Raw genomic sequence first — 25450 nt, 5'->3', positions numbered from 1 at the left:
GCCTGTATCCACCGGATTGCCGCATGACTGACAGCTTCGTCACCCAGTGCCCGCATTGCCACACCCGTTTTCGCGTCAGCCATGCTCAATTGAGCGTGGCCCGCGGGGTGGTTCGTTGCGGCTCGTGCCTGCAGGTGTTCAATGCCGCACAACAGTTGCTGGAACAACGCACAGCCAAGCAAGCGGTGCCCGCCGTCACGCCACCCGCCAAGCCGGCCGCCGAAGCCCCGCCCCGGGCGATCAGCCAGAAACAGTGGAGCGCCGCCGAGCTGGATCTGGATGACCTGGACAAGGAGCTGGCGCGCCTGGAGCGCCGCGACAATCGCGCCCCGGGCAATGCCGGCCGGCGCCGGGAAGACAACCTGAGCGCGCAACGCGATTCGCTCTCCAGCGAACAGCAAACCTGGCCCGACAGCCTGTACAGCGAAACCTCGAACGAGCGCGTCGAAACCGTCCTCGATACCCCCTTCGAACCGTTCGAACCCCACGAACCGGCGCGACCGCCGCGTACCGAGCCGTCCCTGTCCCTGGCCCTCGAACCGCTGGAACCGGACGACGAGCCGGCCGCCCCGCTCCACCTCGCACCGGACGACGAGCCCGACGAACACCTCGAGCGCCTCTCCGCCACCGATGATCACGACCACGACGATGAGCCCGAGCGACCGCTGCCACTGCGCAAGTCACGGGAACGCCAGGAGCCGGGGATACGCGCCGAAGCCCTCCACGACCTCGACGACGACCCGCTGCAACTGGACTGGCGCAAACGCCGCTCGCCCTGGGGCCGACGCCTGTTGTGGGCCCTGCTGATCCTGCTCGCCGCCGCAGCCCTGGGTGGCCAGTACATCGCCTACCATTTCGAAGAACTGGCCCGCCAGGACCAGTACCGGCCGTGGTTCCTGCAAATCTGCCCGACCATCGGTTGCGACGTACCGTCCAAGGTCGACATCGCCAAGATCAAAAGCAGCAACCTGGTGGTGCGCAGCCATCCGGAGTTCAGCGGCGCCCTGGTGGTGGACGCGATCATCTACAACCGTGCGCCCTTCTCCCAACCTTTTCCGTTGCTGGAGCTGCGCTTTGCCGACCTCAACGGACACCTGATCGCCAGTCGTCGCTTCAAGCCCGGGGAGTACCTGGGTGGCGATCTCGAGGGCCGCGGCGAAATGCCGCCGCAAACGCCCATCCACATCGCGCTGGATATCCTGGATCCGGGCCCCAAGGCGGTGAACTACAGTTTGAGCTTTCATTCCCCCGAATGAAACCGGCCAGGGTCGGCCAATTGACGGCAGCTTTCTGACTGACCCCACCCAGACCAAACCGCTGGCGATAACAAAATAGCTGTTCAGATTTTATCCAATTCGATCTTTATCCAGTCATCGAGAGCGGGTATCATGCCAACCCTTTTTCGAAGTCTCATGATCCGGCCCCACTTCAGGGAAGTCCTATGTCGGCGGTACGCATCGGCCCATATACATTGCAGAACGGCCTGGTTCTCGCCCCTATGGCGGGCGTCACCGACCAGCCCTTTCGTCAGTTGTGCAAACGCTTGGGCGCAGGACTGGTGGTATCGGAAATGGTCACCAGCGACATGAGTTTGTGGAACACCCGCAAATCGCGTCTGCGCATGATCCACGAAGGCGATCCCGAGCCCCGCTCGGTACAGATCGCCGGTGGCGACGCCCAGATGCTGGCGGAGGCGGCCCGGGCGAATGTCGAGCTGGGGGCGCAGATCATCGACATCAACATGGGTTGCCCGGCGAAGAAGGTCTGTAACAAGGCCGCAGGCTCGGCACTGTTGAAAGATGAAGCGCTGGTCACCGAGATCCTGCAGGCCGTAGTGGCCGCGGTCGATGTGCCGGTGACCCTGAAGATCCGCACCGGGTGGGACCGGGAGAACAAGAATGGCCTGGTGGTGGCGAAGATCGCCGAACAGGCGGGCATCACGGCGTTGGCGGTCCATGGCCGCACCCGTGCCGACCTGTACACCGGCGAAGCCGAGTACGACACCATCGCCGCGATCAAGCAGGCGGTGTCGATTCCGGTCTTTGCCAACGGCGACATCGATTCGCCCGAGAAGGCCCGGTACGTGCTGGACGCGACCGGTGCCGATGGCCTGTTGATCGGCCGGGCCGCCCAAGGGCGGCCATGGATTTTTCGTGAGATCGAACACTACCTGCGCACTGGCGAAAAGCTGGCGGCGCCGCAGTTGTCCGAGGTGGAACGTATTCTGCTAGAGCATCTGGCCGCGCTACATGCCTTCTACGGAGAAGTCATGGGCGTACGCATCGCTCGCAAGCATGTGGGCTGGTATCTCGCAACCCTGCCGGGCGCCAGGGAGTTTCGCGCCCGTTTCAATCGTTTGGATGGTACGCAAGCACAATGCGCCGACGTTCAGGCGTTCTTCGCTGAGCGTTACAAGAGCCTGACAGGGGACGAAGGGGTGGCCGCATGACGATGATGACCGAGACTTTAGTGAGTGGAACAGCACCCGTGAGCGACAACGTGAATTTGAAACAGCACCTCAATACGCCCAGCGAAGAAGGTCAGACCCTTCGCGGGAGTGTCGAGAAGGCGCTGCACAATTATTTCGCCCACCTTGAGGGCGCTGCCGTCACGGATGTGTACAACCTGGTGCTTTCCGAAGTCGAGGCACCGCTGCTCGAAAGCGTGATGAACTACGTCAAGGGCAACCAGACCAAGGCCAGTGAGCTGCTGGGCCTGAACCGCGGCACCCTGCGCAAGAAACTCAAGCAGTACGATCTGCTGTAAGCATTCAATCAAACCAGAAAGGCGCCCGCATAAAAAACGGTCGCCTTTTTTGCTGACTTCCCTTGCTTTTGATGGAAATTGAAATGACCGACCAGACCACCCGCCTGCCGATCCGCCGCGCCTTGATCAGCGTCTCCGACAAGACCGGGATCCTCGAATTCGCCCGCGAGCTGCAACAGCTGGGCGTCGAGATTCTCTCCACCGGCGGGACCTTCAAGCTGCTGCAGGACAATGGCGTCGCCGCAGTGGAAGTCGCGGACTACACCGGTTTTGCGGAAATGATGGACGGTCGGGTCAAGACCCTGCACCCGAAAATCCACGGCGGCATCCTGGGCCGTCGCGGCATCGACGACGCCATCATGAACGAACACGGCATCAAGCCGATCGACCTGGTGGCGGTCAACCTCTACCCGTTCGAAGCCACCATCAACAAGCCTGGCTGCGACCTGCCGACCGCCATCGAGAACATCGACATCGGCGGCCCGACCATGGTCCGCTCGGCGGCCAAGAACCATAAGGACGTGGCCATCGTGGTCAACGCCAGCGACTACGCCAGCGTGCTGGAGAACCTCAAGGCCGGTGGCCTGACCTACGCCCAGCGTTTCGACCTGATGCTCAAGGCCTTCGAACACACCGCCGCCTACGACGGCATGATCGCCAACTACATGGGCACCGTGAACCAGGCCGCCGAAACCCTGTCGACCGAAGGCCGCAGCGAATTCCCGCGTACCTTCAACACCCAGTTCGTCAAGGCCCAGGAAATGCGCTACGGCGAGAACCCGCACCAGAGCGCGGCGTTCTACGTGGAAGCCAAGCCTGCCGAAGTCGGCATTGCCACCGCCACCCAACTGCAAGGCAAGGAGCTGTCGTTCAACAACGTGGCCGACACCGATGCCGCGCTGGAATGCGTGAAGAGCTTCGTCAAGCCAGCCTGCGTGATCGTCAAGCACGCCAACCCGTGCGGCGTGGCCGTGAGCCCGGACGCCGAGGGCGGCATCCGCCAGGCCTACGAACTGGCCTACGCCACCGACACCGAGTCGGCCTTCGGCGGCATCATCGCCTTCAACCGTGAACTGGACGCCGAGACCGCCAAGGCCATCGTCGAGCGCCAGTTCGTCGAAGTGATCATCGCCCCTTCCGTCAGTGAAGAAGCCCGCGCCATTGTTGCCGCCAAGGCCAACGTACGCCTGCTGGCCTGCGGCCAATGGTCGGCCGATCGTGCGCCGGCCTGGGACTACAAGCGCGTCAATGGCGGCCTGCTGGTCCAGAGCCGTGACATCGGCATGATCGGCAGCGAAGACCTGAAAGTGGTGACCCGCCGCGCCCCGAGCGAGCAGGAAATCAACGACCTGATCTTCGCCTGGAAAGTCGCCAAGTACGTCAAGTCCAATGCCATCGTCTACGCCAAGAACCGCCAGACCATCGGTGTCGGCGCCGGCCAGATGAGCCGCGTGAACTCGGCCCGCATCGCCGCCATCAAGGCTGAACACGCTGGCTTGCAGGTACAGGGCGCGGTCATGGCCTCCGATGCGTTCTTCCCGTTCCGCGACGGCATCGACAACGCGGCCAAGGTCGGCATCACCGCCGTGATCCAGCCGGGTGGCTCGATGCGTGACGCTGAAGTGATCGCTGCGGCTGATGAAGCCGGCATCGCCATGGTATTCACCGGCATGCGCCACTTCCGTCACTGATACACCGATCAACTGTGGGAGCGAGCTTGCTCGCGATAGCGTCGGCTCAGCCAGCATTGAAGTCCGCTGACACACCGCCATCGCGAGCAAGCTCGCTCCCACAGAAAAGCATCTGCGATGCTCAACAGAATCAGCGTCATCCGAGGTTTTTGAAATGAATGTTTTGATCATTGGCAGCGGTGGCCGCGAACACGCCCTGGCCTGGAAAGTGGCCCAGGATCCCCGTGTGCAGAAGGTTTTCGTGGCCCCGGGCAATGCCGGCACCGCCATCGAAGCCAAGTGCGAAAACGTCGCCATCGACGTGCTGGCCCTGGAGCAACTGGCCGACTTCGCCGAGAAGAACGTCTCGCTGACCATCGTCGGCCCGGAAGTGCCGCTGGTCGCCGGCGTGGTCGACCTGTTCCGCTCCCGTGGCCTGGACTGCTTCGGCCCGACCGCTGGCGCCGCGCAGCTGGAAGGCTCGAAAGCGTTCACCAAGGATTTCCTGGCGCGCCACAAGATCCCGACCGCCGACTACCAGAACTTCACCGAAATAGAGCCGGCCCTGGCGTACCTGCGCGAGAAAGACGCACCGATCGTGATCAAGGCCGACGGCCTGGCCGCCGGTAAAGGCGTGATCGTTGCCATGACCCTGGCCGAAGCCGAAGACGCCGTGCGCGACATGCTCGCTGGCAATGCCTTCGGTGACGCCGGTTCCCGCGTGGTGATCGAAGAGTTCCTCGACGGCGAGGAAGCCAGCTTCATCGTCATGGTCGATGGCAAGAACGTGCTGCCGATGGCCACCAGCCAGGACCACAAGCGTGTCGGCGATGGCGACAGCGGCCCGAATACCGGCGGCATGGGCGCCTACTCCCCAGCCCCGGTGGTGACCGCCCAGGTGCACCAGCGCGTCATGGATCAGGTGATCTGGCCGACCGTGCGCGGCATGGCCGATGAAGGCAACGTCTACACCGGCTTCCTCTACGCGGGCCTGATGATCGACAAGGCTGGTAACCCAAAAGTCATCGAATTCAACTGCCGTTTCGGCGATCCTGAGACCCAGCCGGTCATGCTGCGCCTGCAATCGAGCCTGGTCCTGCTGGTCGAGGCCGCGCTGGCCCAGGCCCTGGACAAGGTCGAAGCCCAATGGGACCCGCGCCCAAGCGTCGGTGTCGTATTGGCGGCCGGCGGTTACCCGGGCGACTACGCCAAAGGTAGCGCAATCCAGGGCCTGGACGCCGCGGCCCGGCTGGAAGGCAAAGTCTTCCACGCGGGCACTGCGTTGAAGGATGGGCAAGTGGTCACCGCCGGCGGTCGTGTGCTTTGCGCCACCGCCATGGGCGCCAGTGTGGACGACGCTCAGCAGCAGGCCTACAAGCTTGCCGCCGAGATCGACTGGGAAGGTTGTTTCTACCGCAAGGACATTGGCTACCGCGCCATTGCCCGTGAGCGTGGCGAAAATCTGGAATAACCCGGCCATTCAGCCAGGCAGGGGTCTGCGGCCCTTGCCTGACTGTTCCGGCGCCGCGCATAGTTATAATCTGGCATCAACCTACGAAGGGATTTCGCCGTGCGCTGGCTCAGGATTGCCATAGGCTTTACCGTCACCCTGCTGACGCTGCTCTGCATGCTCCCGGCCCAGGCCGCGCCAGGCAGTGGCTGGGCGGTATTGCTCGATGAACAGGGCGACCTGACGCTGAGCGACATCCGCTCCGCTCGCTACACCAATCAATTCAGCCCCATCGACCTGGACCGCCTCAGGGCCGCCGAGCCCGGCGGTGCATTGTGGCTGCGCTTTCGCCTGGCCCCGGACAGGCACGAACAAATCCTGCGCATCTTCGCCCCCGACCTGTCACGCCTGAACCTCTATGTGCTGGACGGCGACGCCCTGGTCGAGCAACAGGTCAGCGGCAATGCCACGCCGCATACGGAACCGGCGGTGCCCAGCAGCGACTTCATGTTGCCGCTGCCGCGCAGCGACAAATCATTGGACGTCTACCTGCGACTGGCCTCGCGCCACGAACTGCGCCCCTACGTCACGTTGCAATCGGCCGTCGTGGCGGCCGCCGATCAGAACCAGACGCTGATCTATGGGCTGCTGTTCGGCTGCATCGCCATGCTGATCCTGCACAACCTCACCCGCTACGCCTACACCCGTTCCCGCAGTTGCCTGTGGCTGGCCGCCTGTGAAGGGCTGCTGATGCTCAGCCTGGCGCTGTTGCTGAACCTGGCCGGGCCCTGGCTGCCCGATTGGCCGGCGGTGCAGACGCCCGGCGCTTACCTGGCGTTGCTGCTGACGGCGCCCTGCGGCCTGATGTTCGCCTACCGCTTCTTCGCGCCCCTGGGGCCGCACCCGTTGAACCGGTTGCTGCTGGGGGACATTGTGTTCGTCATGCTGTGCAGCCTGCTGCTGTTGTTCGTCAACACGCTGCCACTCAATATCATGACCTACGCCCTGGTGGCCCTGGCCGGCTTGAGCATGCTGTTCGTCAGCGCCTGGCACTGGCAAAAGGGCTATCGCCCGGCCCGGCTGTTCGTCGCGGCCATGGTGGTCTTCAACCTGGGCACGCTGATCATTCTTCCGGCGCTGCAAGGGCTCACGGAAGTCCCTCCCCAGGGCTTGATCATCACCCTGCTGATCTTCATCTGCATCAGCGGCCTGTTGATGAGTGTCGCCCTGGGCGAGCGCCAGCGCTCGATCAACGAAAGCCGCTTCAGCATCAGCCGCGACCTGGCGGCGAGCAATGCCGAGATCAATGCCAAGGCCGAGTTCCTGGCCAAGATCAGCCATGAGATCCGCACCCCGATGAACGGCGTGCTGGGCATGACCGAGCTGCTGCTGGGCACGCCACTGTCGGTCAAACAACGCGACTACGTGCAGACGATCCACAGCGCCGGCAACGAACTGCTGACCCTGATCAACGAGATCCTCGACATTTCCCGGCTCGAATCCGGGCAGATCGAACTGGACGATGTGCAGTTCGACCTCAATGCGCTGATCGAGGATTGCCTGAGCATCTTCCGCGCCAAGGCCGAACAGCAGAATGTCGAGCTGATCAGCTTCATCCAGCCCCAGGTGCCGCGGGTGATCAGCGGCGACCCGACGCGGCTGCGCCAGGCGTTGCTGAGCCTGCTGGAAAACGCCCTGAAGAAGACCGACGAGGGCGAAGTGCTGATCGTCGTCGCCCTCGACGAGCGCAGCCATCAACCGCGCCTGCGCATCGCCGTGCAGGACAGCGGGACGCCGATGGACGCTGAAGAGCGTGACACGCTGATGCACGCCGAGCTGCACAGCAAGAACTTCCTCTCGGCCACGCGCCTGGGGGGCAACCTGGGGCTGGTCATCGCCCGCCAGCTGATCATCCTGATGCACGGGGAATTCGGCATCAAAAGCGGCAGCAACCAGGGCAGTACCCTGTGGCTGACCTTGCCCCTGGACCCGGATCGCCTCGAACACCCGACATCCGACCTCGATGGCCCGCTGCAAGGGGCACGGGTATTGATCGTCGACGACAACGACACTTGCCGCAAGGTGCTGGTGCAGCAGTGCAGCGCCTGGGGCCTGAACGTCAGTGCGGTGCCCTCGGGCAAGGAAGCCCTGGCGCTGCTGCGCACCAAGGCGCACCTGCGGGATTATTTCGACGTGGTGCTGCTGGACCAGAACATGCCGGGCATGACCGGCATGCAACTGGCGGCCAAGATCAAGGAAGACCCGAGCCTGAACCACGACATCCTGTTGATCATGCTCACCGGTATCAGCAATGCGCCGAGCAAGATCGTGGCGCGCAACAGCGGGGTCAAGCGCATCCTCGCCAAACCGGTGGCCGGCTATACCCTCAAGACCACCCTGGCGGACGAGTTGAACCAGCGCAACCGGGGCCAGGCTACGAACGTGCAGGTGAACGCCGGTCCTCCCATTCCGGTGAAGGTGCCGAGCGATTTTCGCATCCTGGTGGCCGAGGACAACAGCATTTCCACCAAGGTCATCCGCGGCATGCTCGGCAAGCTCAACCTGCAACCCGACACCGCCAGCAACGGCGAGGAAGCCCTCAAGGCCATGAAGGAGCAGCGCTACGACCTGGTCCTGATGGACTGCGAAATGCCGATCCTCGACGGGTTTTCCGCCACCCAGCAGCTACGAGCCTGGGAAATGGGTAACCAGCGCACCCGCACGCCGGTGGTGGCGCTCACCGCGCACATCCTGGCCGAACACAAGGAGCGCGCCCGCCAGGCCGGGATGGACGGGCACATGGCCAAGCCGGTGGAACTGTCGCAACTGCGCGAGTTGATCGAGCACTGGGTGGCCCAGCGCGACCAGCAGAACAAGGCCGTGCACACGCCCTGAACCCGCGAAGAGCATTCGGCGACTCCCCGTAGCGTCGTTCAGATTTCCAGCTCATGCAGGTGACGAGTCGTTTCGGCGATCACCGCGGCCGCGACTTTTTGCCTGAACGTTGCGTAATGCAGCGTGCTGAATGTCACGACAGCCATTTCCTCCACGCTGCTTTCCACCACTTGCTCCATTGGCCAGAACAGAAATCCCGAGACCGTCCTGCGGGTGCGGAACTGCTGGTGATACAACGCGATTTCCACTTTCCCGCGGGATTTGGCCGCGCAGGGGATCACCTGGAAGAATCCCGTATTGCGCTGTAGGCTCGTTCGTTCAAACAGCTCGAGCGCAGCAGGGCTTCGTCCAAGCGTTGCTATCGCCTGGCTGGCCTGCCGCGAATAGCCTGCGCCAAAGGAACGGGCGATCTGCTGCGAAACGCTATCGGCCATCAATCCTTGCCCGGCCTGCCCCGCACTGACAGGACGCGCCGAGTCCCACCCCAGGTACCTGAGCTTGTTTTTGTAATAGTCGAACCAGTTACCGACCAGACCGTCCTTGTACGCCGAACGGGTTGCCAACTGCGCGTACAAGTTGCTCAGGTAGATATCCTCGCGATCCTGGAGGGACAAACCCTCGTCGAAGGACACGATACTCCCGCCCACCACCGCTGCCCTCGATGCCTCATCCAGGCGCAACCGCTGCCCGTCGGCCGATCGAAACCCTTGATCCGTCATAACGCCCCGCTTCCGGTTGCGCTTGCTCGACCGCATCGGAAATATCGATGATGTTCCTGGCGGCCTTATCCCCCAGCTTGTGGACAATCGCATCACGGAAGGGCGCATAGAGCGCCTGGGACAAATTCGCCTTGAAGCAACGCAATTGAATATTGCCCACCACGGGATCGGTGGAAAAAAGTTGTCCAAGAGGGTTGGACGTCACGTGCTCGGGCTCAAACTCCAGGCAGACGCTACTCAATACAGGCCCCTGTTGGGCCAGGATGACTTGCAGCCTGATTCTGTCGGGTGCTTTATGGGGCGCCTCGGACGAATCCGGGCTTTTCGGCCGATGGGCATGTTCACGCAGCAATTCAATAGCGGGCAACGTGCTGGACAACTGGGCGACGCGCTTCAATACATCAGTTACCTGCGTAATCAAAGTTCGCTCAACATATTCTCCCAGCCGCTCTTCGACACATCCCATCAGGTTGGTTTTCGATGAGGCAGCGAGTGTAAAGCTGTCCCAACTCACGGCCTTTTGCATCCAGCCATTATTCAGTACTTCCCGGTACGCTGAGTACCAGTCACTGGACCGGGCAAGAGCGGGGTATCTTTTACTGGCTACCAGCTGGGCAAACAATATCGAATTCAATATATCGAGCCGGTCCTGCCCAATCAGGTCAGTGGGCAGCAGGACAACAGCACCGGCATCAATAAAAACCGAACAATGATCTTTCATGACAATTACCTTATTCCATTAACGGATGGCGACTACCTCGGTAGTCGCCAGGAGATCAATCAATCAGATCTCGTACTCGTCGATTTTTTGTTTCGCGCGTTCACCCAGCTTTGCAACAATCATCTCTCGAGTTGCACTGATAATTGTCGGCACCATGGTCATATGACATTCACCGCGATACAGGTCTACCGAACTGCTGTCCCAATCCACGAACAGGACCTTGGTCTGGTTCGTCCGCTTGATGAAGCGCACGGCGCCTAATGCCATGAGGATTTCACCGTGCGCGGTTTCGTGACAGGACGCCACACCAAAGCCCCCGGTGCCGGACTCCTGGATATTCTGGTCAAAGAGCCGCAGCGACTTGTCATTGGTTTGCAATGCGGCGATCGCATCACCGGCCACTTTAAGCATCAGCAATGAGGTTGGGCCAGGAACGGCAGCCGCCGCCACCGCCGAACCGAGGATTTTCAACACCAGTTGATCCATCTTGAAACTCTTGCCGGACGCGGCAACCTTATCGTGGTAATGCCGCAGAATGGTCCAGCCACAACTCTGCATGACATCAAGGAAGGTTTTATACCATTCATCGCCTTCGTCATCCCGCGGATACTTCTTATTGGCAACCAGCGATGCAAACAGATAGGAATGCTGGATATCCGCTTGATTTTGCGCCGTCATACCTGAAACGAACGACATGATAGCGTCTCCGACAATCGAAGCGCGGTCCGGCTTTTCGATTTCGTTGTCAAACCCTGCCGTTTTATATCTGGCAATCCGAGGGGAAACAATTACATCGTCCGGCGATATATCGTAGGCATTCAGGCGTTCCAGTCGGTCCGCCAAGGTGATAACCGAATCAAATTTAGTATTCATTGAATATATCCCTTATTTAATTAAAGCCCTCCATGGGCCCGAGCGCCATACTTACCTATCCACCTTAAGGGTAACAAGCACAGAACTGTAACCGCACTTAATTCCAGGACAATAACCAACAACTAACAGAAAAAACAAACCAGGGTTTCACTACATTAAAACCCTCAAAGACACCCCGGCGCCTGATAGACTCCACGTCAATTGTCATTCGTTGCGAGTTCCGACCATGCTCCACGTGCTGTTCAGCGTTTACCTGAAGATGCTGGTGCTCTACAGCCCTTTCTTCGTCCTGTCCTGCTTCATCGGCCTGACGCGCGGCTATTCCCGCAAGGAACAACGCCGCCTGGCCTGGAAAGTCGCGACGGCGACGCTGATCTCCAGCGTGTTGCTGTATTTGTTCGGGCGAGTGATTTTCAGCGTGTTCGGCATCACCGTGGATGCGTTCCGGATCGGCGCCGGCAGCGTGCTGTTCATTTCGGCCCTGGGCATGGCCCAGGGCAAGTCGGCCGTGCAGACCGACAATGTGCAGCAGGACGTGACCATCGTCCCGCTGACCATTCCGTTGACCGTCGGCCCCGGCACCATCGGCGCCCTGCTGGTGATGGGCGTGAGCCAGCCGCACTGGGACGACAAACTCATGGCCATCATCAGCATCGCCCTGGCGAGCTTCACCGTCGGCGTCGTGCTCTACCTGTCCAGCCGCATCGAACGAATCCTCGGCGACCAAGGCCTGCAGATCGTCAGCCGCCTGATGGGGCTGTTTGTCTGCGCCTTGGCGGCGCAGATCATTTTTACCGGGGTGAAGGGCTACCTGGTGCCGTAAAAGGAGGACGGTTCATTCTGCGACCGGCGCTGTCGCCAACAGCGCCTTCAGGGTTGCACTGCCAGTCGCCCCCAGGTCCCTCAACCGCGCCACGAACGTCGACACCGGGCGAGATTGTGCGGCGTTGAAGCCCAGGCATATTTCACCGCGCAAGGCCGGATCGGCGGAACACACGTCACGCAAGATCAGGCAGCGTTCACTGTCCGGATCGACAATGACCAGGTGCGCCTGGACGATCTCGAACACGAGTTTTCCAGGCTCATCGAATACCCAGATCAACGTGCTCGCCGTGACGGGTGTTTCACCCAAGGCATGGCGACAGTCGACAATGACCGACTCCAGCTTCAGCCATACCGGTTTCGTCAAATGGCAAGTCACCGCGCCCTGGCCCATACGCAGGACCAACCGGTTGACCTCATCGGGAATCAGCGGCAACAGATCGCGACCGACCTTCTCCCCTTCGACCACCAGCACCTGGGCGTTGCGCTGGACGTAATCGAACGGCCCGATGCTGTGCTTGTCCGGATAGATCAGCACCCGCCCATCCTGGTGCGCGTGCAGCAGCACGTTCAGCGGTGCTTGAGTGCCCAGCAGGGTGAAGTCCCTGGGCAGGTTCTTGCCAGTGACCCGCAACAGCCGGGCACTTTGCACGTCATACCATTGCAGGCTTCCAGGCTCGGACTCCACCGAGACGAACTCGGCATGTTGCGCCGCCTCCAGCAATCGCTGCAGGGCTGCGACCAAGTGCTCGTCCTGGGCCCTCACCCAGGCGTGGTTGACCCCGGTGATGGTCGCCGCCTCCTGATGACGCAGCGCCAGCGACACACCTTCCACGCTGGTCCCGCGCAATCCGCTGCCTTCGGGCGTGACGTCGGCGAACCGCCAGCCGGTCCACTCGCGTCGATAAGCCGGCAGGCTGGTGCCCGGCAGCAGTTGCGAGCCGGCGCCGAATGCTTGATCGAGCTGCTGCGGGTCGAAGAATGCCTGGCTCACGACTTCACCGCTCGACCGATCGAACAGCCAGGCCGACTGATTGTCCGGCGTCACGCCGAGCAAGCGCACTTCTTTGTCGAGTCCCGGATCGCCCAACAACAATCGGTGCTTCACGTACCAGGCACACAGGTTGCCGTCGCCGGCGGCATTGCGCAGGCCGGCAATGGCGAAATCCTTGTCCGGGTAGCGCTTGGCCAACGGCTCCAATGCCTGCCACCAACGGGCACGGCCCTTGAGCCAGTGCTCGCTCACACCGGCAAACTGCAGCGCGCCTTGCGCGGTCAGGTTGAAAAACAGCCCATTGTCATCGAGCGCCACGTAGCCCCCTTCGACAGCCAGGATCTGCTTGAGCCCGTCGGGCTGCACCCAGCGGTGCGTCCATTGCGCCTTGCCGTCCTTCACGCTGCGTTGCAGCCGGCAGAGCGTTTGGTTGGGGGTGACTCGCTGGTAGACGAAGAACACATCGCTGTCATCGGCCATCGGCAAGAGCATCAAGCCGTCCAGGTGCTTGATCGAATCGTCCCAGCCACGGGCATGATGCTTGGCCGGCTGTGCAAGGATCAGCTGTCGATCACTGCCGCGTACCCACGCCATGTCTCGGACGTCGGGCGCAATCGCCCAGCAGATCGAAACATACGGCGCCGGCTGCCAATCGACGGTGACAAGCCCATTGCTCGAAGGCCCGGAGGCCAGCCGCAGGAAGTTGCCGAGCAAGGACGACCATTCGGCCAGGGTATCGTTGGTCAACAGCAGCGCTTGCAGCTGCGGTGCCGTGTCGTAGGTGACGGAACTCAACAGCAGTTGCCCGTCATGAATCAGGTAGCGATATTGCCGGACGGTTTTCTTGTCGACGACGTATTCCTGCACCACATGAATCACGCCCTGGGCATCCGCCGAAACGCTGCGAATGGTGCTTTGACCGTCCTGGATAAGTAACAGGTAACGGCGTTTGAGCAGGCCCGTGGCGCAATCCGTTTGCCAGATCTGCAATTGCTCGGGGTCATGGAAATACGCGGAGCCCTCCAGGACCACCGACAACTGCGGCTCGCCGAGCACTTCCAGGTCGTCGCGAATGTAGAGGAAACGGTCTTCGTGGGCGTCATACCAGGCCATGGTGTAGCGCGGTTGCCGGGGATCCTCGAACGGGATCAGGAAATGCTGGACCCGCGTATATGGCAGTGCCAATCGGTGCTCCCGCGCCAGGTCCTTGTAGTGGTCAAGCAGCGCCTGCTCATCGAGCCCCTCGGGCGCCGTCTGCTCGACCAGGTCCAGCTGCTGTTTACCCTGGGTGACGCTGAACAACTGGTCGGCCGTGCGGATCAGCACTTCCTGGCGACCGACCCGGGTCACATGGACGGTGCCGATGTACAGGTCGCCGGAAGGCTCGACCCGGATGTCACTGTCCTTGGCCCAGTTCGCCTGTAATACCCAGCGGCAATACGTCTGGTTCGGTGCGACCAGCCTGATGTCGGCCCCGGGGTTGAGCATCACCGTACAGCGCCCGCCCGCGCCCCGGAGCCAATAGGCCAACTTTCCTTGCCAGGCTTCCGGCAGGACGGGAACCACCAGTGTCCGCTCCAGTGCATCCAGGTTCACCCGGATAACCGTTTCGCCATACACCGGGTTCAGGCGATTGAGGATGTAGTCGGAAGGAAACGAATAGAACGAGAACAGAAACAGCCAGGTGCCGTCCGCTTGCTTTTTTTCCAGGCGCCGGGCCGTGTCGAAGCCGCGGTCATGACGCCAACGGGCGAAGGGCAGCGCCTTGTATTCATAACCGTACGTGGTGTGTGGCGTGCAGGGCAGCACGATGGGTTGGCCGGCGGGCGGCGCGAACCCGACTTGCCCGGGCAGCCCCAGCTCCCGGCGAATGTCGATGGCCCGCGCGTTATCGGGATCGAAGCCCGGCACACCAAAGTGATCACGCAACGGATACAGCTTCGGGCTGTCGAGCAGCACCGTTGCCTCGTTCAGATCGATGCTTTTGACCAGCAGCGAAGGCCGTGCCACCCACGCGGCCAGCGTGTGATCGTAGTGGTAGCCGTCACCCCGGTAGGCCTGCTCCAGGTCGTCAAAAAACTGACCGACTTGCCGCGCCTCGCGGGCGATGGTGGCAAACCCCTGGGCCAGGGCGGCAACGCCGACGGCCAATCCGCCGAGAATCACCCCCGCACCGCCGAGTACCGCCGCCGCGGTCGATGCCCCGGCCAACCCCGCCCCGACACCGCCCGCCGTCAAGGCCAGGCTGGCAGAGTCGAAGGTCAGTTGGGTGCCGAATTGCGCGGTCTCGACGCCGGTTTGCGCGGTCTTCAACTGATAGATATCGAAGCCGACATTGGCCAGCCCCAGCACCGCGCCGACGCCCTCGTTGGCCGCGTGCCCCAGCGCCTGGCCGACAATCGGCGCGCACGTGCGGGCGATGAGCCGTTCTTCCGCCAGCGCGGTGCGAGCCAACTGCACCAGACCTGCCACGTCCACGACATTGCCGTGCACCAACTGTGCATAGTTGACGTAAGCGTGCAGGCGCACGGCGGTGGTCAACGTCCGGTCATCCCCTTCCCGACCGCGCAAGGCATTCATCAAGGCCTGGATGGTGAAACCGGCGTTGAGGGTATGGACACTGGCGGCCTCGGTCGGGTCCAGGACGTTCCCTGTCTGCGCGGGTTTGCGCGCCAGAGTCGAAAACTGTTCCGACAGCCAGTTCTTGATCCGCAACAGGCGCTGATCGTCGCTGAGCACCTGAACCGACTGTTGCGGTTGTGCGGGATCGATCAGGCTCACCCGGTATTTGCCTTCGGGAGTGATCTCCAGCGTTTCGAACAAGGGCACCAGCGGCGTCGCCGAGTCATGCAAATCCTGCAAATCGACCGTTGCCTGGGCGATCTGCTGGCCCCACCAGTGGCTGTCCAGTTCCAGCAAACTGCTGCCCAGGTGCGAGTTGTCCACCAGGGATCTGCCGTGGGCATTGTTCAGGCGCTGGCGAATCGCAAGCGCCGGTTTGCCGGGCAACGGATCGGGCTTGAGCAGGTGTTCCACGGTGAAGCCGTCAGCCAGTTCCAGGGCGGCGATTTTTTTGTTGTGCAGGTCGATCAGATCGAATTCCGGCCGCGCGTCAGGGCCATAAGCGGCGTAATAGCGGGCCATGCCCTCTGTTCGGAAAAACGTCTCCAGTGCCCGTTGCAGTGCATCCGGCTGGTCGAACTTGCACAGGCCGAAGTTGGGGTCGAAAAAATGGTAGGAGGCACGTTCTCCACTGACGGTCTTGGCCACCAGCATCGAATGGTTGTCAGAGTTGAGCATCAGCGTACGGGGGCCGATGTGCTTCTCGAGCCGAGCCCTGACCTGATCCAGGTTCGCCTGCCCCAGACGCGTCCCGACCTCCGTCATCGGTACGTCCCGCAGCGCCTCCAATGTTTGCACAAAGGCCTGGGAATCGGCTTGCCCGGGTTCGAGCACCGCCAGGAAGAAACGCTCGCGCAAGTGCCCGGAGGACGCATCGCCCTGGGCAAGCGCTGCACTCATCACCAACGCCAAGGGGTAGCAGCGCCCGCCAATCGCCTCACCATCGCCGTTGAGCAGCAAATCCTGAGGGACCATTTGCACGCCGTTGCGGCCGAATCCGTCCAGCACCTGCGCGGAGCGTTCGACGACCTGGAGACGGTGCTCCAGGGTCGCCACTTTCTGGATCCGCGCGACATGACGGCCCCACTGGAACAGCGTCCGCGCCTGTTTCAAGGCGGTTTTCTTCAGCTCCAGCGCGCTGTCGGACGGCAGCGGCGTATCCGCCGGATCGTTCACCAGGCCGTTCATGAACCCTGCCGCCCTGCGCTTGAACAATTGCCGCTCGATGACCGCGTAACGGCCGGCCACCGCCTGTTCGGCGACGCTGTTGGCCAGGTTCTCAAGTTCACTGGTGGCGGCGTTGAAGCGCCGGTTATCCAAGCTATCCAAACCGAGCAACACGCCCAGTGACAGCCTTTGCACAGGGCTGACCTCAATGACGCGTCGAGCGCCGCTGGCGATCTCGCCCAGCACGTCGTCGATCCCCAGGCTTTGCATCTTTGCATCGCTCAGGAACACCGGAACCAGCGTATCGGGCGCCTGGCGCCGGATACGCTGGCGATCATCGAAACTCAGCGGCAGCGGCTTCCCGAAACGGATTTCACCGTCATGCCCTTGGCTCATCGCCTCGATGAACGGCTCGCCGAGTCCCTCGACCAAGCGCTCCAGGACATCGGTCAGCAGCACGGCCCGGCCTTCGATCAGCGGCCAGCCCTGTTGGAATTCAACGGTCGAATGCTTGAGCAACTGGGCGATGTCGCCGCTGTAGCGCGTGCGGTACTGACCTTCACGCCAGCGTGCCTGCTCGTCGGCCAGCCATTTTTCCGGTTGGTTGCCATGTTCTTTCCAGGAGTGATCCTGCTCCTCTTCGGTGGCGCCGTTAACCGTCAGGTGGGGGGAAACGCCCGCCTCCTCGCGCAAGGTCTTGGCAACCGCTGCGCTCAAGTGCGCGTTCGCATAGTCGGCCATGCCGTCGCGCATGGCTCCGGGGCCCGTCAGATGGATGGTGCCTTCACTTTCAAAGCGGATGCCGTCGCCAAAGTGGGTGGCTACGCCCGATATCCGCGCGATCGCCCTGAGCACCTCGCCCATCGGCAGGCGGCTCAGCGATCCATGTCTTTTTTCGAAGACTTCTTCCACCAGCACCAACATGCCGGCAACGTCGCTCAATGCAACACCGCGCTGGGCGGCCAGTTGGACCGATGCGTCAATCAACTCGAAGTTGGAGCGCAGACGGTCGATCACACTCTTGAGAATCTCGGCACCCGGATGAGCCATCAGAAAAGCATTGGTTAACGACAGCTCCATGCTCAAGGCCCGCAGCGCGAAAGGTCGGGCCAGCCGCTCCGCCGGCAGTTCGAAGACCTCGCTCAAGCTTGGCCGGCTCCGCGCGAACGCTTCCAGTGCCGGCAGATGCTCGGCAGGAATATGCCCACGATAACGGGAGGAGGCCTGGCGACCCGGCAGCCATTCGGGGTTCTCGTTCAGCAGCAATTGCAGGGTGCCCAGACGGGCATCATGGTCAAAACCGCTGATGTCGACGCCGCCCAGGGTGGCCGATAACGGCGGAAGGTGGTCGATATCGGTATACCTGCCACCTTCGGCGAACAGGACTTCCATGCGCACCACATCCGAGGCCGCCGCCATATTGCCGAGCAAGCGCATCTCCCGGTCATAGACCTCCTGCAACTGCAGCGAAACCGCGCCGGCGGCAAGATCGCGCAACTTGAAGCCGTCCATGTCCAGGACACTGCGCCGATTGCGTTCCAACTGTTGGCGCAGCACTTGCGCATCCTGACCGTAAGCGCGGGCCAGTAAATCGATCCGGGCTTCATCGGCTGATCCGCCATTCACCACAGCGGCATTGATATGGGCCTGCATCTGTTGTTTCAGAACAAGGGCATGTTCGTTGTACAGGGCCCCCAACTCGACTTCAGTAATACGCTCATCTACGCCGTGTAAAAAAACATTGGCCTTGGCCGCCTCGACAATAAACTTGTTGGTTTGCCAGGCCAGTAGTGCATCGCTGTCATACCAGAGATTCAGGGTATAACCCTGCCGGGCCAACACCTGCCGCCATACATTGAGATAATCGCGCTGAATGTCGCCAAGACCGCCGCCGAGCCAGACGAAGTGCAACATCCTTGGCACTTCCTTGGGCAACTTTTTCATCTGCTCGGCACTGAACTGGAGGCGCGCTTCGTGCTGTTCGACTTTGTCGTATATCTGCGGCAGATCAATCCCGGCGCCGGCAGGGCTGGAGATATGCGTATCTTGGCTGCGCTTGACCCTGCGCTTGCCCACCAGCTTGGCGAGCGTCTGTTTCAAGAGCCCCAAGGGCTCGAGCAACCGGTGGGAATCCGGCATGCCGATACAGGCAAAGTAATAACGGATGACCGCGTCGTAGTGCTCAGTGTTCTTGTAAGGCAACAGTGCCCGTTCGAGATCGGCCAGTTTGAAAAGGCTGATGAAGCCGAGCGCACTGTCGCCCGTCTTGATGTTCGCTTCCTGCATAAAAAAACACTCCTTGGCCTGTTCCGTAAAAAACAGGCCTATAACAACGCCGCCGCCAGCACGTGTTCTGGCGACCTATTGATTCAATTTAATATCTTGCAACTTGGCGACACCTGAAACGCCTGCCAAACACTGACAAGCGCACACCGAAAACTTATCAGGCAGGCAAACTAACGCTTAGAAACCAACAACTCAAACGGGAAGGCTTTCAATGCATTTCAAAGAAGGATCAAGACTGTAACTTGCGCTTTTATTTATATGAGAAAAAAATACAGCGAATGAATCGAATGCACGGTCCTGAAGGCGATGTTTCTCTTTGTGGCGAGGGAGATTTCGCAGCCTGCGATGAAGCTGCGCGGTGTGGTAGGAGCTGTCGAGCGAAGCGAGGCTGCGATCTTTCCCCAGACACTTGAGTCCCAAGCGAAAGATCAAAAGATCGCAGGCTTCGCCAGCTCCTACAGGGATCCCTCGCCGCAGTAGCCATCCATGAATGAACGGTGTCGCGGTTCAGGCAGGTTTGGCGCCATACCAGCGAGGCGTGTACACCCAGTTTCCGCCGGACGCCCGCGGGAACACGCAGGTGGTGGAGGAACCGATCAGGACCATGGTGCGCATGTCCACCTGCTCGGCCGTGAGCTGTCCCAACGTGATGACACGCAGGGTCTGGCCCGGACGGCCGATGTCACGCCCCAACACCACCGGCGTCTCCGGCGTGCGGTGCCGGGCGACGATTTCCAGCGCACGCCCCAATTGCCACGGTCGCGCACGGGAAATCGGATTGTAGAAGGCCAGCGCCAGATCGGCTTCGGCAGCCAGGTCCAGACGCTTTTCGATGATCGACCAGGGCTTGAGATTGTCCGACAGCGACATCACGCAGAAGTCATGCCCCAACGGCGCACCGGCCTGGGCGGCGGTCGCGAGGGAGGCGGACACGCCGGGCAGGATCTCCAGGTCCACCTGATGCCAGGCCGGGTCGCTGGATTCGTGCAACGCTTCGAGCACCGCCGCCGCCATGGCGAAGACACCCGGGTCGCCGGACGACACCACGATCACCGAACGACCCAGGGCAGCCAGTTCAAAGGCGTGACGAGCGCGCTGCATTTCTTCGCGGTTGTCGGTGCAGTGCAGCACTTGATCGTCGCGAAACGGGCCAGCCATACGCACATAGGTTTCGTAACCGAGCACATCGGTGGCCCGCGCCAGTTCGGCTTTCACCGCTGGCACCATCAACTCGGCAGCGCCTGGCCCCAAGCCGATCACCGCCAGGCGGCCGCGCGGACGACCGATTCGGGCCACATCCAAGGGCTGCGCGGCGACGGCGATGACCAGGTTGTCCGTTGCCGAAACGAGGGTCGCCGCCGGCATCGAGCTGCGGGCCAGGGTGGCGGCATCGCCTGTCGCCGCCACAAAGCGCAGCGCCACCCCGAGTTCCAGCGCGGCTTCACGCAAGGCCGTGCTGGCCATCAGCGTATCCGCCGCCACCAGGCACGCCAGGCTCGCAATCGCCACGTTGGCTTGTTGCAAAGCTGCACGAACGGCGCTTGGCAGATCAGCCACCTCGGCGCTCACCAGCACCGCGACACTGCGCGGATAAATCAACAGCTCATGGGCACTGGCCTCACGCTCGGCATGGCTAACGTGGATCGTGCGCCGGGCTTGCGGGTCTTGGGGCAACTGCGCTTGATCCAGCCACGGTGCTGCACCTTCGATGCGCACCGGCTCGCCGGCCAACAGGTCGGAGACGAAGCGCTTGCCTTGCTCCAGGTCGCCGAGGCTGTAACCGCTGGGTGGATTGAGCAGGCACGTGCCGAAACGCAATTCACCGCTGGTGGTGATCGCCGGCGCGACCTGCAGCATTGCCGCGATGTCCCGGGCCATGCCATTCACCCCGCCCAGGCCGCCCAGCAGCGGCACCACGGCGCTGCCATCCTCGGCCACTGCCAGCACCGGCGGTTCGGCACCTTTTTCCAGCAACAGCGGCGCCAGGGTACGGATGACAATGCCCGCCGCGCACAGGGCGATGATCGGCGTGTCCTGTTGATAAAGTTCGCGCAACGTCGCGCCGAACTCGAGGTATTGCCGATCACCCTCGACCCGTCCGGCCAGGCCGTGGATCAAGGCGTCGGGGTAACGCTGCTGGATCCGTCGGGCTGTTGCCAGGCTGCCGGGGCCGAGGATGACGATGGCCGGCGTCTTGGCGGCCATCAACCCTGCCACCGTTCGCCCGGCACGATGATCAGCGAGAAGTACGGCGAAGACATCGGCTCGACTTCATCCAACGGCACGATTTTCTGGTTGGCCATGGTCGCTCGCTCGACGTACAGCGCTCGCCCGTCCATGCCCAGTTCCTGGAGCACCTGGCGAACCTTGGGGAAATTGCGTCCCAGCTTCATGATCACCGCCGCATCGGCATCGGCCAGGCGACGTTTGAGATCGTCGTGGGGCAAGACACCGGAGAGCACTGACAGGCTCTGGTTGCGATAGACCAGCGGCGCGCCGAGCACCGAGGCGCCGCCCAGCATCGAGCAGACGCCGGGAATGACTTGGGCCTCATAACGCTCGGCCAGGCGATCGTGCAGGTACATGTAGGAGCCGTAGAAGAACGGGTCGCCCTCACAGATCACCGCCACGTCGCGACCGGCATCCAGGTGCACGGCCAACTGCTCGGCGGCGGTGTCGTAGAAGTCGGCGATCACCTGTTCATAGGACAGCGGCGCAGGCAGCACCTCGGTGGTGACCGGGTAGACCAATGGCAGCAACGTCTGCGCGTCCTGCAAATGGGCCTCGATGATGCCGAAGGCGTTGCCCTTCTTGCCCTTGGCGACGAAATACGCCACCACGGGCGATTCGCGCAGCAGGCGCAGGGCCTTGACCGTAATCAGTTCCGGGTCACCGGGGCCCACGCCGAGGCCGATCAGACGTCCAGGCTGCTGCATCATTCAATCTCCGTGGCGAGGGCGTTGACGGCGGCGGCGGCCATGGCGCTGCCGCCCAGGCGGCCTTGCATGATCACGAATGGCACGCCACGGCTGTTGGCCGCCAGCATCGCCTTGGACTCGGCGGCGCCGACGAAACCCACTGGGAAACCGAGGATCAATGCCGGTTTCGGCGCGCCGGCATCGAGCATTTCCAGCAGATAGAACAGCGCGGTCGGTGCGTTGCCGATGACCACGACACTGCCTTCCAGGTGCGGGCGCCACAACTCCAGCGCTGCCGCCGAACGGGTGTTGCCCAGTTCCTGGGCCAATGCCGGTACACGCTCGTCGCGCAAGGTGCAGATCACCGGATTGTTGGCTGGCAGGCGAGCCCGGGTCACGCCTTCGGAAACCATCCGCGCATCGCACAGGATCGGCGCACCGGCGGCCAGCGCCTGGCGCCCGGCCGTGCCCGCGCCCTCGGAAAACTGCAGGCCATCGATAGCCTCGACCATGCCGCAGGCGTGGATCACCCGCACGGCGAGTTTCTCCAGGTCGGCCGGAATGCGCGCCAGGTTGGCTTCGGCGCGGATGATCGCGAAGGAGTTGCGATAGATCTCCTGACCGTCGCGGATGTAATCAAGCATCAAGGGGGCTCCGGGGGCGAGCGTCGAGCCAGTGGCCGATCGCTTCAATAGTCAGATTGTGTGCCTGCAACGCGCCGAAACCCGGCAACGTGGCATCGCGAAAATACAGGTCGTAACGACCGGGGGCGACCGCCAGCAAGGTGGCAGCCGCGACGTGGGCCGCCGCGCAGGAACGCGGGCAGCCGGACAGATGAACCTTCAGGGTTTGGCCCTGGCGTCGCAGCAGCTCGGCCAGTTGGCGGGCGTCGGCCTTGGTGTCGGCCAAGGCTTTGCCGCAGCCACTGGAGCCAGTGCAGGCGATGAGTTGCGCCAGGGGTTGATCGTTCGAACCTAACAGCCCCAACCCCTCAAGCCGCGCCAGCACTTCGTCGGCATCCGCGCGGCGCACGTTGGGCAGCAGCAGGCTTTGCCAAGGGCTGAAACGCAGGCTCGCATCGCCCTTCTCCCGCGCCAGTTGCGCGGCCCCCCGCAGCATGACCGCATCGAGCCGGCCGAGGGGCGCCGCCGCGCCGACGTAGACGCGGTCGTCGTGCTGGGGATGGACGCCGAGGTGCAGTCCATCGATGGCCCCATCCCGCTGCCAATCCAGGCACGCTTGCACGGGCACGCGGCGGGCCAGCCGGGTCATGAATTCATCCACAGAGACGTCAGCCAGCAAGTGGCGCATGCGGATCTGGTCCGGGCGGGCCAAGTCGAGGAACAACTCCAGCACCGCCACCACCAAGGCATGCCCCTGGCTCAGGAGCACCTTGCCCGCCGGTTTATCCAGCGGGGTGCCGGCCAAGCCGAAGGCCAGCCAGGGCTCGCCGTTACGGACAAGGGCCGAAAGCCACAAGTCGTGGTGATGTTCGAGCATCGCCAACGCCTCTCCGCCGTCCAGTTGCACGGCGAACTTGGCGGACAGTTCATGGAAGCGTTCATGGGTTTGCAGGGTGACGAGGATCTGCTCGGCCAACGGACGGGTGTCGAACAGCATCTGCCGGTCGATCCCGGCCGCGGGGCTGAGCATCAGGTTGCGCACGTCATCACCCGCCGGCTTGCGCGGGCCAAGCCCGGCGGCCAGCAACGGCTCGATCAGCGCGTCATGCCCGGGGCCGATCCCGCGGATTTGCAGGTTGGCCCGGTTGGTCGCCTCGATCACACCGCCGGCGAACCGCTCGGCCACCGCCGCCACGGCCTCGGCCTGATCCGCCTGGATGGCACCGCCGTCGAGCTTGATCCGGCAGATCCCCCCGTCCAGCGCCTGGACGACACGCAGCAACCCCGGGCAACCCGAGGGGCGGATGACGTTGGCGGATGGACGTTCGTTCAAGGGCAAACCGGCAGATAAGACACGCCATGACGGCGAAGGACCGCCATTATGCCTGCTTTGCCGGGGGGCATGAAAAGCTTGCTGGTCGGATTGGGGGTGGCGAGATGACAAATATATCCGTCACGGGGTCATTGTGAAGAACATGGGGGCGTAGGTTTTCTGGAGCTTTCTTGTAGGCTTTTTTACCTTTTAAAACAGCTACATACCTTGAAACCAACGCGCATTTGAACAATCCGGCAAACACCGCTTTATTCAAAGAGCAAGCATTCACCTCAACCTCATTCTCGATAAGGAAATCCGGAATGTCACACACACAGAGCTACACCTACACCCCGGCACAGGTCACCGCCGCGTACGATGAAATCATTGCCACGCTGTTGGACGGCGTCACCACCGAGACGATCCCCAAGATGTTGATTACCGCCGGATCGCAAGGCTCGGGCAAGACCTATCTGCTGGAAAAAAGTCTGCTGCCCTCCAAGCGCTACGACAACTACGTACGCCTGTATCTGCCCGAGTACCGGGAAAAACATCCGCAATACGCGCAGATGATCAAGCACGGCGTGCTGCACGCCTATGAACATACGGAAGCATTTGTCCGGGAAGTCGGCTCGAAAATCTTCGAGAAGGCGTTCAATGACAAGTACAACATCATCATGGAATGTGCGTTCGACAGCTTGGATTTTGCCGCATTTCCACCGACGGCGACGGCCGCCGGGTATCAGTTCGAGACCCACATCATTGCCTGCAAAAAAGAGTTCGCGCATCTGTCGAGTATCAAGCGGGCACTCAAAAGCCTGGAAAACCAGGAAATGGAAAGGTTTGTCTCACTGGCAGCGCTGAATACGAGCTTGAGTAACGCCCAGGCAACCATCCTCGCTTTCGAGACGGCGGCCAAAGCGGTCAGCGGCTCGCAGATTTTCCTGTATGAGCGGGGGTTCGGTCAGTTGAAAGAACGGGTCCTGCGCGCTCAAAGCACCTATACCCTGGATGCGAATGGTACTTCGATCATCACTGGCCCCAAGGTGGTGTATGCCAGTGCTTTCGAGAACATCGTCAATAATCGCCTGCACCTTATTGGCGACCGTGAAGAAATGGTGAAGGCATGTCACCTGGCATTGCATAAAGTCCAGGCTAATGCTGAACATGTGCCGGACTCTGTCGTCAGCGATTTGTATGCGTATATTCTTAAGTATGTTTATCGGTAGGCGTGGTATCGACTGCATGTGGCGGCCTGAGAGCCGGGCTGGGTCTTTTGTACATATCCATTGCTGCGGTAACGGCTACTCAGGGCTCCGCTCTTACAGCGGGTCACTTTTGAAAGGGCGCCTAAAGTAACCAAAAGCGCCTTGCCCCACCACTGGGCACCTCGCTTAGGCTCGGTGTGCCCAAGATCAAAATCAAAAGCGAGGCGACCTGACAGCCGGCCTGATGCTCCCGGCTGTACTCCTATCCAATTGTGGGAGCGGGCTTGCTCGCGAAGGCGCCCTGGCAGCCAACCTGTCTGTTCTGGCTTCACCCGATCCAACTGTGGGAGCGAGCCTGCTCGCGATGGCGGTCTGCCCTGCATAGCTGATCTGGATCGGACGCA

At 61.9% G+C, this 25450-nt stretch carries 16 protein-coding genes; 8 read left to right on the top strand and 8 right to left on the bottom strand.

The window, feature by feature from the left end:
* Positions 1 to 23: 23 nt before the first annotated feature.
* The 6 genes from ACZ5M5_RS03450 to ACZ5M5_RS03425 all read left to right on the top strand — a co-directional run bounded on the left by ACZ5M5_RS03450 (position 24) and on the right by ACZ5M5_RS03425 (position 8781).
* Positions 24 to 1256, top strand: a complete 1233-nt coding sequence (locus ACZ5M5_RS03450) for a DUF3426 domain-containing protein (RefSeq protein WP_464738589.1) — start codon at positions 24 to 26, stop codon at positions 1254 to 1256.
* A 185-nt stretch (positions 1257 to 1441) separates the two neighbouring features.
* A complete protein-coding gene (gene dusB / locus ACZ5M5_RS03445; protein ID WP_053181619.1) occupies positions 1442 to 2449 on the top strand; it encodes a tRNA dihydrouridine synthase DusB in 1008 nt (335 codons plus the stop codon).
* Complete coding sequence (gene fis / locus ACZ5M5_RS03440) at positions 2446 to 2766, top strand: DNA-binding transcriptional regulator Fis (protein ID WP_007921650.1); 321 nt, start codon at positions 2446 to 2448, stop codon at positions 2764 to 2766. Before dusB ends, fis begins: the two co-directional genes overlap by 4 nt.
* 83 nt (positions 2767 to 2849) lie before the next feature.
* The gene (gene purH, locus ACZ5M5_RS03435) at positions 2850 to 4457 is read left to right on the top strand and encodes a bifunctional phosphoribosylaminoimidazolecarboxamide formyltransferase/IMP cyclohydrolase (RefSeq protein WP_060739352.1); all 1608 of its coding nucleotides are present in this window, start codon (positions 2850 to 2852) and stop codon (positions 4455 to 4457) included.
* 154 nt (positions 4458 to 4611) lie between these two features.
* Positions 4612 to 5907: a phosphoribosylamine--glycine ligase gene (purD, locus tag ACZ5M5_RS03430; protein WP_464738588.1), complete on the top strand. Its 1296-nt coding sequence runs from the start codon at positions 4612 to 4614 to the stop codon at positions 5905 to 5907.
* Positions 5908 to 6006: 99 nt separating this feature from the next.
* The gene (locus ACZ5M5_RS03425; RefSeq protein WP_060739354.1) at positions 6007 to 8781 is read left to right on the top strand and encodes a hybrid sensor histidine kinase/response regulator; all 2775 of its coding nucleotides are present in this window, start codon (positions 6007 to 6009) and stop codon (positions 8779 to 8781) included.
* Positions 8782 to 8819: 38 nt separating this feature from the next.
* On the opposite strand, the gene ACZ5M5_RS03420 is transcribed toward ACZ5M5_RS03425, so the two are convergent.
* From ACZ5M5_RS03420 to ACZ5M5_RS03410, 3 genes are all read right to left on the bottom strand, one after another.
* Positions 8820 to 9413 carry a hypothetical protein gene (locus ACZ5M5_RS03420; RefSeq protein WP_464738587.1) on the bottom strand — a complete coding sequence of 198 codons (594 nt, stop codon included), beginning with the start codon at positions 9411 to 9413 and terminating at the stop codon, positions 8820 to 8822.
* Positions 9414 to 9447: 34 nt separating this feature from the next.
* The gene (locus ACZ5M5_RS03415) at positions 9448 to 10221 is read right to left on the bottom strand and encodes a hypothetical protein (protein ID WP_464738586.1); all 774 of its coding nucleotides are present in this window, start codon (positions 10219 to 10221) and stop codon (positions 9448 to 9450) included.
* A 63-nt stretch (positions 10222 to 10284) separates the two neighbouring features.
* Positions 10285 to 11094: a hypothetical protein gene (locus ACZ5M5_RS03410; RefSeq protein ID WP_464738585.1), complete on the bottom strand. Its 810-nt coding sequence runs from the start codon at positions 11092 to 11094 to the stop codon at positions 10285 to 10287.
* A gap of 226 nt (positions 11095 to 11320) precedes the next feature.
* Between ACZ5M5_RS03410 and ACZ5M5_RS03405 the strand changes: the two genes are divergently transcribed.
* Positions 11321 to 11917: a MarC family protein gene (locus tag ACZ5M5_RS03405; RefSeq protein ID WP_060739358.1), complete on the top strand. Its 597-nt coding sequence runs from the start codon at positions 11321 to 11323 to the stop codon at positions 11915 to 11917.
* A 12-nt stretch (positions 11918 to 11929) separates the two neighbouring features.
* Here ACZ5M5_RS03405 and ACZ5M5_RS03400 read toward each other — a convergent pair whose 3' ends face one another.
* The 5 genes from ACZ5M5_RS03400 to cobG form a co-directional block, all read right to left on the bottom strand.
* Positions 11930 to 18985, bottom strand: coding sequence for a TcdA/TcdB pore-forming domain-containing protein (locus ACZ5M5_RS03400; RefSeq protein WP_464738584.1), 7056 nt, complete (start codon positions 18983 to 18985; stop codon positions 11930 to 11932).
* Between the two features lie 507 nt (positions 18986 to 19492).
* Complete coding sequence (gene cobJ, locus ACZ5M5_RS03395) at positions 19493 to 21190, bottom strand: precorrin-3B C(17)-methyltransferase (protein ID WP_464738583.1); 1698 nt, start codon at positions 21188 to 21190, stop codon at positions 19493 to 19495.
* Positions 21190 to 21921 (bottom strand): precorrin-2 C(20)-methyltransferase, encoded by a 732-nt coding sequence (locus ACZ5M5_RS03390; protein WP_060739361.1) that lies wholly within the window; start codon positions 21919 to 21921, stop codon positions 21190 to 21192. The genes cobJ and ACZ5M5_RS03390 overlap by 1 nt, the downstream gene beginning before the upstream one ends.
* The gene (locus ACZ5M5_RS03385) at positions 21921 to 22547 is read right to left on the bottom strand and encodes a precorrin-8X methylmutase (RefSeq protein ID WP_060739362.1); all 627 of its coding nucleotides are present in this window, start codon (positions 22545 to 22547) and stop codon (positions 21921 to 21923) included. The genes ACZ5M5_RS03390 and ACZ5M5_RS03385 overlap by 1 nt, the downstream gene beginning before the upstream one ends.
* Positions 22540 to 23859 (bottom strand): precorrin-3B synthase, encoded by a 1320-nt coding sequence (cobG, locus tag ACZ5M5_RS03380; RefSeq protein WP_464738582.1) that lies wholly within the window; start codon positions 23857 to 23859, stop codon positions 22540 to 22542. Before cobG ends, ACZ5M5_RS03385 begins: the two co-directional genes overlap by 8 nt.
* A 302-nt stretch (positions 23860 to 24161) precedes the next feature.
* Here cobG and ACZ5M5_RS03375 point away from each other — a divergent pair, with 302 nt between their 5' ends.
* A complete protein-coding gene (locus ACZ5M5_RS03375; protein WP_103309293.1) occupies positions 24162 to 25067 on the top strand; it encodes a zeta toxin family protein in 906 nt (301 codons plus the stop codon).
* Positions 25068 to 25450: the final 383 nt, after the last annotated feature.

It is taken from the genome of Pseudomonas sp. Van50 (genome assembly GCF_055390755.1).
The sequence above is the reverse complement of the archived record's forward strand: the minus strand, read 5'-3'. Positions and strand labels throughout refer to the sequence as shown.

Bases quoted from the DNA above. Each gene is read 5' to 3' on its own strand.
- purH (WP_060739352.1), top strand. From the start codon at position 2,850: ATGACCGACCAGACCACCCGCCTGCCGATCCGCCGCGCCTTGATCAGC.
- ACZ5M5_RS03390 (WP_060739361.1), bottom strand. From the start codon at position 21,921: ATGCAGCAGCCTGGACGTCTGATCGGCCTCGGCGTGGGCCCCGGTGAC.
- purD (WP_464738588.1), top strand. From the start codon at position 4,612: ATGAATGTTTTGATCATTGGCAGCGGTGGCCGCGAACACGCCCTGGCC.
- ACZ5M5_RS03375 (WP_103309293.1), top strand. From the start codon at position 24,162: ATGTCACACACACAGAGCTACACCTACACCCCGGCACAGGTCACCGCC.
- cobJ (WP_464738583.1), bottom strand. From the start codon at position 21,190: ATGGCCGCCAAGACGCCGGCCATCGTCATCCTCGGCCCCGGCAGCCTG.
- ACZ5M5_RS03450 (WP_464738589.1), top strand. From the start codon at position 24: ATGACTGACAGCTTCGTCACCCAGTGCCCGCATTGCCACACCCGTTTT.
- ACZ5M5_RS03415 (WP_464738586.1), bottom strand. From the start codon at position 10,221: ATGAAAGATCATTGTTCGGTTTTTATTGATGCCGGTGCTGTTGTCCTG.
- dusB (WP_053181619.1), top strand. From the start codon at position 1,442: ATGTCGGCGGTACGCATCGGCCCATATACATTGCAGAACGGCCTGGTT.
- ACZ5M5_RS03385 (WP_060739362.1), bottom strand. From the start codon at position 22,547: ATGCTTGATTACATCCGCGACGGTCAGGAGATCTATCGCAACTCCTTC.
- ACZ5M5_RS03405 (WP_060739358.1), top strand. From the start codon at position 11,321: ATGCTCCACGTGCTGTTCAGCGTTTACCTGAAGATGCTGGTGCTCTAC.
- ACZ5M5_RS03410 (WP_464738585.1), bottom strand. From the start codon at position 11,094: ATGAATACTAAATTTGATTCGGTTATCACCTTGGCGGACCGACTGGAA.
- ACZ5M5_RS03400 (WP_464738584.1), bottom strand. From the start codon at position 18,985: ATGCAGGAAGCGAACATCAAGACGGGCGACAGTGCGCTCGGCTTCATC.
- fis (WP_007921650.1), top strand. From the start codon at position 2,446: ATGACGATGATGACCGAGACTTTAGTGAGTGGAACAGCACCCGTGAGC.